The organism is Rhodopirellula europaea 6C (assembly GCF_000338295.1).
GTDB lineage: Bacteria > Planctomycetota > Planctomycetia > Pirellulales > Pirellulaceae > Rhodopirellula > Rhodopirellula europaea.
In genome coordinates this window covers 1-9,713 of the sequence record NZ_ANMO01000191.1, presented here as the reverse complement: position 1 = coordinate 9,713, position 9,713 = coordinate 1, and the positions used below count along the sequence as shown (strand labels likewise).

The 9,713-nt window shown below is 57.2% G+C and carries 6 protein-coding genes and 1 pseudogene; 5 read left to right on the top strand and 2 right to left on the bottom strand.

The genetic code is table 11. The annotated features are described in order from the left end of the window. A pseudogene (locus RE6C_RS19505) lies at positions 1–1,347 on the top strand (exo-alpha-sialidase); the annotation flags it as partial. Positions 1,348–1,398: 51 nt separating this feature from the next. Beyond that, positions 1,399–2,463 (top strand): hypothetical protein, encoded by a 1,065-nt coding sequence (locus RE6C_RS19500; RefSeq protein ID WP_236618353.1) that lies wholly within the window; start codon positions 1,399–1,401, stop codon positions 2,461–2,463. 270 nt (positions 2,464–2,733) lie between these two features. Here RE6C_RS19500 and RE6C_RS19495 read toward each other — a convergent pair whose 3' ends face one another. Continuing rightward, positions 2,734–4,062, bottom strand: coding sequence for a hypothetical protein (locus RE6C_RS19495; protein ID WP_008659320.1), 1,329 nt, complete (start codon positions 4,060–4,062; stop codon positions 2,734–2,736). Positions 4,063–4,255: 193 nt separating this feature from the next. Between RE6C_RS19495 and tkt the strand changes: the two genes are divergently transcribed. Continuing rightward, positions 4,256–6,307, top strand: coding sequence for a transketolase (gene tkt / locus RE6C_RS19490; RefSeq protein ID WP_008659318.1), 2,052 nt, complete (start codon positions 4,256–4,258; stop codon positions 6,305–6,307). 200 nt (positions 6,308–6,507) lie between these two features. After that, positions 6,508–7,821 carry an adenylosuccinate synthase gene (locus tag RE6C_RS19485; protein WP_008659316.1) on the top strand — a complete coding sequence of 438 codons (1,314 nt, stop codon included), beginning with the start codon at positions 6,508–6,510 and terminating at the stop codon, positions 7,819–7,821. Positions 7,822–7,900: 79 nt separating this feature from the next. Here the strand turns inward: RE6C_RS19485 and RE6C_RS19480 are convergent, their stop codons facing one another. Further along, positions 7,901–8,392 (bottom strand): DUF3859 domain-containing protein, encoded by a 492-nt coding sequence (locus tag RE6C_RS19480; protein ID WP_008659314.1) that lies wholly within the window; start codon positions 8,390–8,392, stop codon positions 7,901–7,903. Between the two features lie 66 nt (positions 8,393–8,458). Here RE6C_RS19480 and RE6C_RS19475 point away from each other — a divergent pair, with 66 nt between their 5' ends. Next, positions 8,459–9,709 carry a serine hydrolase domain-containing protein gene (locus tag RE6C_RS19475; protein ID WP_008659312.1) on the top strand — a complete coding sequence of 417 codons (1,251 nt, stop codon included), beginning with the start codon at positions 8,459–8,461 and terminating at the stop codon, positions 9,707–9,709. The last annotated feature ends 4 nt before the right edge of the window (positions 9,710–9,713 follow it).

Sequence of the window (9,713 nt, the reverse complement as noted above, 5' to 3'; positions counted from 1 at the left end):
ACTGACACGTTGGAGGTCTTGTTGCCTCGCACCGCGTCGGAGGATCGGACTCGGTTGCTTTGGTGGTTGTGGACGCAAACCCGCGCCGCGGCTCAGCATGCAAGTGCCGCAAAGAATGTGATGCATGCGGAGGCATTGGTCGCCTGCGAAAACATCATGCTGCGAACGATCGTTGACGCCGCGCCGGTGGACTCGGTGCGTCGTTGGGCGGACTGCATGTTGCAAGCTCGTGCAGAAAGCTTTGAGCGATCTTTGGTTGCCATGTCGCAGACTCAACCCGGTTGGCTTGCATCCAATTCCAACGGTGCTCAGTCGCGTTGGAGAGGCGGTTCATCCAGTCGCGACGGAGTCAGTACTGCGGGCGGTGGTTCCGAAATGGCCGAGCAACAAAATGCGGTTCAACCGGGGACACATTGGCAGGCTCAGTCGTTGTCGCCATTTGCCGTGAAGCCAGTGACTTACGAATCGACGACCAATACAAAGACGCCGTTTGGCCAGGTGGGCGGGATGTCCGCGCCCGGTGCTTCGGCACGGTTGGCGTCCGCATCGTTGGCATCGGGAGCACTCGATGGTTCCTTGCCGGCTTTGCCACCGATGAGCCAACGAAGCAATTGGGAATACCATCCGGTTGTGATGGCCGCACGTCGGATTTCGGGTGTGGGTGCTGGTCCATTGAGCGAGGGCGAAAACTCTGGCATGCCATCCGCGACGAGAAAGCAGATCGCATTGCCAAGCGTTGAGTCTCGCCCAAGATTGGATTGCGAGCTCGATGACGCTTGTTGGAGCGACCTGCGTTGGCAACGCACCGACGATCTGATGTTTGCCTGCGTGAGCGACCAAGAATACTTGTACGTTGCCATTGTTGACGCCGGCGTTTCTGCGGGATCGCGACCGGAGGGGACTCGGCCGAGTGCGTTGGAACTGTGGGTTGATGGCGATGGAGACTTGATGTCGTCGTTCCGTTTTTGGTGTGACTCGCGGGGCAACCGAGAATCAACGGTGGACGGATCTGTTCGCTGGCAACCCAATTGGTACGTGGCTCTAAGCGGATGGGGCCAGGCCCAATCAAACGACCGATCGGACGCCGAAGCATCCAGCAACCTCGGTCCACGAGTGCTTGCCGAAATCGCAATTCCCATCACCGAAATTCTGCCGCGTCCAGAGTCCTGGTCGCGGATCTCAGATCAATTCGCCGTCCGCGTGCGTTCATCGCAAAACCGGGCACCGGGTTCTGCTGATTCGCGGGATGGCAAAAGCACCGTTGGAACCGAAGGGCGGTTGGCCTCTGATTTTCAAGCGTTGCCCAATCCGCAACACTGGCGTTTCTACCCCACGCCCAGCGAGTGACAGTTTTCGCGGGTCGTGGCACGCGAAAGCCCCGGTCCTTTGAGTTCGGTTTTGTCTGACACTGCTCCAGATTCTGATCCCGCCGCCGATCCCGTTCAGTCGTATGCGCGACCGCCCGAGCAACCTTTGTTCGCTCGCGTCCGAACGTGGACTGATGTCATGCCGTGGCTGCGGTTGGTCAATGTGGCGAGGCTGGCCGGTGCGCCGGTTTGGTTGTTGTTGGTTGCGATCGTGGACGTGGTTTGGCGGTTTGGATTGGCTCGGATTGCCGCGCATCATCAATCGCCGATTGAAGCGACCGAAGGTTGGCGAACGACCGCGTCATTGGGCGATTTGGTTGCCGTGGGACCATGGAGTCTGCTCGATCCAATACATGCGCCCTATGGTTCGTTTCTGAGGGAACCGTTTTGGGAAGCAACACTTTGGACGATTGTTTTGTGGACTCCCGTCGCGATGGTTCTTTTGCGACTGGGGGTCTTGCTCACCGCAGGTCGTGATCTGCCTGGGTTCGTGAAGACTTGGAAGATCATTGGCAAACGATTGAAGTCAGCGATCGTGATCAGTGTCTTGCCCGCTGTCTGTGCATTGCCGCTGCTGCTTTTCTTATGGTTCGCAGATGGAATCGCGACCGCCGAGCGTGCCCACAGTGAGTGGTCGTATGTATTCGCACCGCTGGCCATTGCGGCTGGTTTGGTGGTCGGTTTGTTGTTAGCGGGAGCGAAGGCCGCGATCCCGTTTGGATTGGCGGCGCTGGTCAGCCAAGAAAAGGCGGACGCGATGGATTGTCTGAGCCGCGGCTACGAGGTCACGTTTCGTCGCTTGCCGCAATTGGTGTTGTTGGCGGTTCCAGCGTTGGTGCTGCTGATGATTGTTGTCGGTGGCTGGCACTTGGTCGGTTTGACCGCGGTATCCACGATGCGAAATCCGGTTTGGAACGCGTTTGTTTTGCGATTCCCAACGATCGTCGGAATCACGGTTGGTTGGGCGTTGGTTGGTGGTGTGTACTTGTTGCTACGCCAGTCTGCTGGCGGGCAAGAGGTGGAAGACGTCTGGGATGGACCCAAGGCGAAGTCGTTGAAAATCCCATCGGTCAGACGTGACGCGAGGCAAGGATAGAACAGTTGTCCCCAACTGTTTGCGTGTTGGCGTGGAATCGTCGAGTCGCCTGACGCGATCGCGAGTGAAGCTTGACGCAGAGGCGGTGAGTTGCGTGGGCGCAGAGGAGTTTGCTGCATGGCCTTACACGTTAAGAACAAGCCGCAACCCTGTAGCTTGCTGAGGCCCTCAGCAAGCCGAGCATGAACCTGCAGCTCAATGGGCTCTGGTCGAGCTGAGGGTGGACTCACGGTGGGGACCACCGTGCGACAGGTTTTTGAATGTGGTGGTCTAGAACATGCCGCCGGTTTGCTGCGGCGTGTTGGGCGTTGAGTTGCTGGGAGGATTCTGGCTGCGGCCGTTTGAGTCTCCTTGACTCATCAAAGACGGGTCGCTTCCCGGGAAGTAGTATCCGTGCGAGTGAAAGCTGGCAGAAGACATTGGGTCTTGGAATGGCACGGACTTGGTCGGTACATCTTCGCCAACCGTTCCGGCTCGGAGTGCATCGAAGAGAGCTTCGGTTTTCAAGTGAGTTGCGAACGAGGTGGATACCAAGATGCCAGTCCGATTGGATCCGCCGCCGGGCAAGGGGGCCATGGTTCCCACGCCGCCCAGCATTTCCCAGGTATCTGGATCGACGGAGGTTTGAACCAATTGCATGGCTTGGGAAATCGATTCGGTCAGCCCGGTGGCTTCCAGGTAGTAAACTCGATTGAGAAGACGGTCTTCGGCAGCGGTGACCGTCGTCACGACCCAGACATCGTCTTCGAATAGGAAGGTCAAGTTCTGATCGCGAAGCATTCGATTCATGACAGACCGGAGTTTTGTCTCCTTGCCATGAATTCTCACGGGGATGTCGGCCGACAAGCCTTCGCCTTCCAGCGAAAAAATATCAAGCTCAACGCGGTAATGGAGTTGCTCTTGGAGAGTCGCGATCGCCTCGTTTAGCGGGATGCTGTCGCTCTCAATCGAGACCGTCTTGTTCAGATCGGACTCCATCTTCTTAGTGGTGTCTGCGGATATCCCCACCCAGCGATCCGTGGCGATGCCGGCCCGAGCGAGCTCCGTGAAGTCGACGGTGATCACCAAGCCGTCCTGAGTCAGCTTGGCGGCTAGCTTCAGTGGAGCGAGGGCTCGTTTCAAAGCAACGCGTAGCGGAAGTTCGCTCGCTCGCAGTTCGACCACCGCGGCGGCTGGGTCGACGCCAGCGATTCGCATGGCAGCTTGGTCGAGCGTGCAGGGAACGCTGACTTCCTCTTGGATCAATCGAGGCAACTCGCTGAGTTTGCGTTCGGTATCCAATTCCACTGGCTGGTGAAAGCGATGCTGCAGAAACATCGCCCACTCCAGAGCCTGTTCCTCATGTGGCGAGCGAGTTCGCGGTGGGATGGGGCCGCGTCCGTAGCCGCCACCGGGCCCGCTGGCTGAAGAGTGCGCAGGGTAGCCGTTTGGATAGTGGTTGGGAGTGGGGTGTGCCGACGACGGTGCGGTCTGGGTGGGAGGCGTATTGGGACGCCGTGGACCTTCGAATCGAGGCCCCTGAAATTCCGGTGATTGTGCGTTTGACGCACCTGAGCCGCAGGTCGCAATGGCAACCAGGATGGTGCACGCAATCTTCATCTTGTTCCTCTGGCTCATCTTCTCCGCCTGAAAAAGTGGGGTTCTGGAATGTGGCTCGAACGCCAGTATACAACGGGAATGCCTGGTGGTTCCCCTCGTTTTGGTGGGCAGTTTCGCCTCAGGGCTTTCGTGTTTGGAGCCTCGCCGGTACGCTTTCCGGGTCTGAAATTCCGCTCCTCAAACCTTCTCGCGCGTGCCGATGACTGCCACTACCACTGACAATCAAACCCTCGCCATCGACACCATCCGCTGCCTCAGCATGGATGCCGTCCAAACCGCCAACAGTGGTCACCCCGGCACGCCGATGGCGTTGGCTCCCATCGCGTATCAATTGTTCCAAAACACAATGAATTACGACCCCGCCAAGCCACACTGGCCGGGCCGGGATCGATTTGTGTTGTCCTGTGGTCACGCCAGCATGCTGCTCTACAGCACGCTGCACCTGATCGGCGTCCAGGCAACGGACCGATACGGCAATCCAACCGGCGGCGAATCGATCTCGCTGGAAGACATCAAGAACTTCCGTCAAATCGGCAGCGTTTGTGCCGGGCACCCCGAGTTCGCCGAAGCCGCCGGAATCGAAACCACGACCGGACCTCTGGGTGCCGGCGTCAGCAACAGCGTCGGAATGGCAATGGCCGAAAAATGGTTGGCCGCCAACTACAACACTGACGATTTGACGCTGTTCAACTACAACACCTACGCCATCTGCAGCGACGGCGACTTGATGGAAGGCATCGCAACCGAAGCTGCCTCCGTCGCCGGTCACTTGAAACTCGACAACCTGTGCTGGTTGTACGACGACAACAACATCACCATCGAAGGTGACACCGAGCTTGCCTTCAGCGAAGACATGGGCAAGAAGTTCGAAGGGCTCGGATGGAACGTCCTGCACGTGGACGATGCCAACGATGTCGACGCTCTGGGCAAAGCGATCGCGAAATTCCAAGCGTGCGGCGACAAGCCCACTTTGATCGTGGTCAAGTCGATCATCGGCTACGGTGCACCCAACAAGCAAAACACGCACGGCGCACACGGTGCACCACTGGGTTGGGACGAAGTTGCCCTGGCCAAGAAGTCCTACGGTTTGCCCGAAGACGAAAAGTTCTACGTCCCCGAAGGTGTCCGTGAGCACTTCGCTGAAGGCGTTGGCAAACGCGGGGCGACCGCATCGAGCCAGTGGGAAGACGTTTGGACCAAGTACCAAGCGGCCGAGCCCACCAAGGCTGCCGAACTGAAAGCCATGTTCGCTGGTGAATTGCCCGAAGGTTGGGACAAAGACATCCCGGTTTTCGAAGCCGACGCCAAGGGCGACGCGACTCGCAACAGCAGCGGCAAAGTTCTCAACGCGATCGCCAAGAACGTTCCCTTCATGATCGGCGGAAGTGCTGACTTGGCACCGTCGAACAAATCGGACCTGAAGTTCGAAGGTGCCGGCGAGTTCTTGCCACGCCAATACAAAGGCCGCAACCTGCACTTCGGAATTCGCGAACACGCGATGTCCGGAATCGCCAACGGTTTGTGCTTGTCTGGTTTGCGCGGATACGCCGCGACGTTCTTCGTCTTCACCGACTACATGCGTGGTGGAATGCGGTTGTCCAGCATCATGCATCAACCCACCATGTACATTCTGACGCACGATTCGATCGGCGTCGGCGAAGACGGACCGACTCACCAACCAGTCGAACACCTGACCGCTTGCCGTGCGATCCCAGGTTTGAACGTCTTCCGTCCAGGTGATTCCAACGAAGTCGCTGAGTGCTATCGCACCGCGATGGGCATCAACGATCACCCCAGTGCGTTCGTTTTGTCACGTCAGAACATGCCAACCCTGGACCGCAGCAAGTACGCCGCGGCATCGGGATGTGCTCGTGGTGGTTACATCCTCAGCGACTGCGAAGGCACGCCCGACGTGATTCTGATGGGCAGCGGCAGCGAACTTCACATGGCTGTTGATGCGGGCGAAGAATTGACCGCTCAAGGCAAAAAGGTTCGCGTCGTCAGCATGCCCTGCATGGACATCTTCGCTCAGCAAGACGCTTCGTACATCAACGAAGTCTTGCCACCCGAAGTCACCAACCGCGTTGCCATCGAAGCCGGCATTCAAATGTGCTGGGACCGCTGGATCGGTTCGCATGGCAAATTCATCGGCATGCACTCGTTTGGTGCCAGTGGCCCATTCGACGCTGTCTATGAGTGCTTCGGTATCAACACCGACGCGGTTGTCAAAGCGGCTCTGTCCTGAGTCTCAACGTGTTTGCCGGTCGCTGATTCGCTCCCGTGCGAATCAGTTGACCATGGCGAAATGCGAGACTGATCTTGTGTCAGCCATCGGCTGACTTCTTCCTACTTTGATCGAGAACGGAAGGCCAATCCTTCGCGGGTGGATCGCTCGTCGAATAGCCTTTTCGTGTCAACGACCCTTCATCACTGAAAGAAAATCCCTTGTCCGGAACTTGTGTCATTGGTCTGCAGTGGGGCGACGAAGCCAAAGGCAAACTCGTCGACTTGCTGGCACCACGTTTTGATTGGGTCGTTCGCTATCAAGGCGGAGCCAACGCAGGGCACACCGTTGTCGCTGGTGATGAAACCTACAAACTCCACCACATCCCCTCCGGGATTCTGCACAGCGACGTTCAAAACGTCATCACGCCCGGCGTGGTGATCAACCCAACCACGATGCTGCAAGAAATCGATGGCTTGCAAGCTCGCGGGATCGACGTCTTCGAAAACCTGAAGGTCAGTGAACGAGCCCACTTGGTGATGCCGTGGCACATGATCGAAGACGCGACCATCAACGCAACGGCGGTTCGCGGTGAATCGATTGGAACCACCAACCGTGGCATCGGCCCGTGTTACCGAGACAAAGTCGGACGCACCCACGCGATTCGAATGATCGACTTGATCGAAGGTTCGCGTGACGAACGTATCTCAACCGTCGCGACACAAAAGCAAGCGTTGCTGAAGAACTTGGGTGCTTCCCAGGAAGAGCTTGATTCGATCGCACCCGAGAAAATGGTCGCTTTGGCGGCTTCTTGGGCCGAACGTTTGGCTCCGATGATCGCCGACACGACCGACATGGTCTTGGACGCGGCCGAAGCCAACCAAAAGATGCTGTTCGAAGGTGCCCAAGGTGCTTTGCTGGACATCGATCACGGAACCTACCCGTTTGTAACCAGCAGCAATTCGTCAGGGGTTGGCGTCTGTGCCGGTGCTGGTGTGCCGCCCAAGTGGATCAACCAAGTTCTCGGTGTCTGCAAGGCTTACAGCACGCGTGTTGGCGGCGGTCCCTTCCCGAGCGAACTGGAAGACGAAACGGGCGAGAAGATTCGCAAACTCGGAAACGAGTTTGGAACGACCACCGGACGCCCACGTCGTTGTGGTTGGTTCGACGCGGTTGCCGTTCGTTACACCGCTCGCTTGTCCGGCGTGACCCGTTTGGCACTGATGATGATGGACGTGTTGGCTCACTTTGATGAGCTGAAGGTCTGCGTCGCATACGAACTGGACGGCAAAGAAATCCATCGCGTGCCAGCGCACGCGGAGCAGCTTCGTCGTTGCAAACCGATCTACGAAACGATCCAAGGTTGGAACACGCCCGTCGATGACGCTCGCTCGGTCGATGACTTCCCACCACTCGCGATGGCCTACGTCAAACGCATTGAAGAGTTGGTTGGCATTCCTGTTGGTGTGTTGTCAGTTGGTCCTGACCGTGCCCAGACCATCTTCACCGAAGAATCCAAAGCGATGAATCTGTAGGATGCGTCGTCGCTGAGTTGTTTAGCCGACAGCCGTTAGGCCCGGTTGCATCCGGCAGCAAACCGACGGTCCTACTGCTTCAAGAAGCTTCTGCCACATCCGATGCCGGGACAACTTCAAAGGTTTTCTCGGCAATGATGTTGCCGTCGATCTCCAGCCACATCTGCCACGGGCCCAATTTGTCTTCGATTGGGTCCCAGACTGTGTCGCCTAAGTAGAAGTTCCAATCGTTGGTTTTGACGTACACGGAACCATCAAACGGCGCACGAGTCTTGCCCTGTTCATCCTTGATGCCGGGGTGATCAATGCAAAAGAACAACTCTTGGTTCTTCGCCCCCTTGATGTTGACGATGAATCCAAACTCAACGTCGACACGTGCCGGGATGGTGGTGGTGCTACGGATGAACCGCGGCAGTTCTTTGGATTCCCCGTCCCACTTGGAGTGAATTCCGAACGTTCGCATCCGTGTTTCGATTTTCTTCTTCGCCAACGATGGTTCTCGATTCGAGGGGCGTTTCAGTTCAAGCGACTGGCTCAGGCATGTCCGCGTCGCGGTTTGCCACCATGCCATAAATCCGTGACGAAGAAAATCCCGTGACGCGGGTGAGCGAACATCGCGTTGGTCAGTCCGAATAGAATGTTTCGTTTGGCATCGAGCTTTGTTTTCGATGCTTACGAGTTTTTCGGCAACTGCGAAGGCGAGATCATGCGTTGGATTTTGGGTGCATTGGTGATGAGTTTGTTAGCCGGAAATATGGCGGTCGATCGTGCTCAAGCAAACGATCCCGAAATCCCGGCGATCACGCAGTCAATGCAGCAGTTCGTGGCGGACAAAGAAATCGCGGGAGCGGTCACGTTGGTGGTCGGCCCAAATTCGGTGAAGCACGTCAGTGTGGTCGGGATGGCTGACGTCGCCAAGCAAACACCGCTGAAGCGAGACACTCTGTTTTGGATCGCTTCGATGACCAAGCCCATCACCGGGGCGTGCGTGTTGATGCTGCAAGATGAAGGCAAGCTGTCGGTTGACGATCCGATTTCCAAGCATCTGCCAATGATGAAGAAGTTGAAGTTGGCCGATGGTACGCCGGCGAACATCACGATTCGTCACTTGATGACACACACGTCGGGCATGAGCGAGTTGCCGCGAGAAAGTGCCTACACGGATCCCACGCTGGAGATCGTTGCAAAACGATACGCTGAGTTGCCGGTGATGTTCGAACCAGGAAGCCAATGGCGATACAGTCAAACCGGCATCAACACCGCCGCTCGAATCGTGGAAGTGGTTTCTGGGATGACGTTTGATCGCTTCGTGGAGGAACGAATTTGCAAGCCGCTGGGGATGGCCGACACGACGTTTTACTTGTCACCGGAGCAACACCAGCGATTGACGAAGACCTACCGCGTTGTCGAAGGGGACGGTGAGAAACCAAAGCGTCTGGAAGAAGACACGATCAGTGTTTTATCCGGTGACACAGCGATGAACCGAAACCGATTCCCCGCAGCGAACGGGGGTTTGTTTTCCACGGCGGATGACTACGCCAAGTTCTGCCAGATGCTGTTGCGAGATGGCCGGTTGGGCGATGAGCAGTTGTTGTCCGAGTCCGCTGTGCAGCAGATGCGAACGATCTGCACCGGTGATTTGAAACCCGGTTTCACCCCCGGCAACGGATGGGCAATCGGTTGCTGCGTGATTCGCGAACCACAAGGCGTGACCGAGGCATACACGCCGGGAACGTTCGGTCACGGTGGTGCTCATGGAACGCAGGTTTGGATCGATCCGAAGAATGAAGTGGCGATGATCCTGATGGTCCAGCGAGCCAATTTTCCGAACGCCGATGCCTCCAAAGTACGGCAAGCGTTCGGCGAAGCGTTGATGCAAGCTTTGTAGGAAG

Excerpts from the sequence above, each read along its gene's own strand:
- RE6C_RS19495 (WP_008659320.1), bottom strand. The coding sequence starts at position 4,062 with ATGAAGATTGCGTGCACCATCCTGGTTGCCATTGCGACCTGCGGCTCA.
- RE6C_RS19480 (WP_008659314.1), bottom strand. The coding sequence starts at position 8,392 with ATGGCATGGTGGCAAACCGCGACGCGGACATGCCTGAGCCAGTCGCTT.
- RE6C_RS19475 (WP_008659312.1), top strand. The coding sequence starts at position 8,459 with ATGTTTCGTTTGGCATCGAGCTTTGTTTTCGATGCTTACGAGTTTTTC.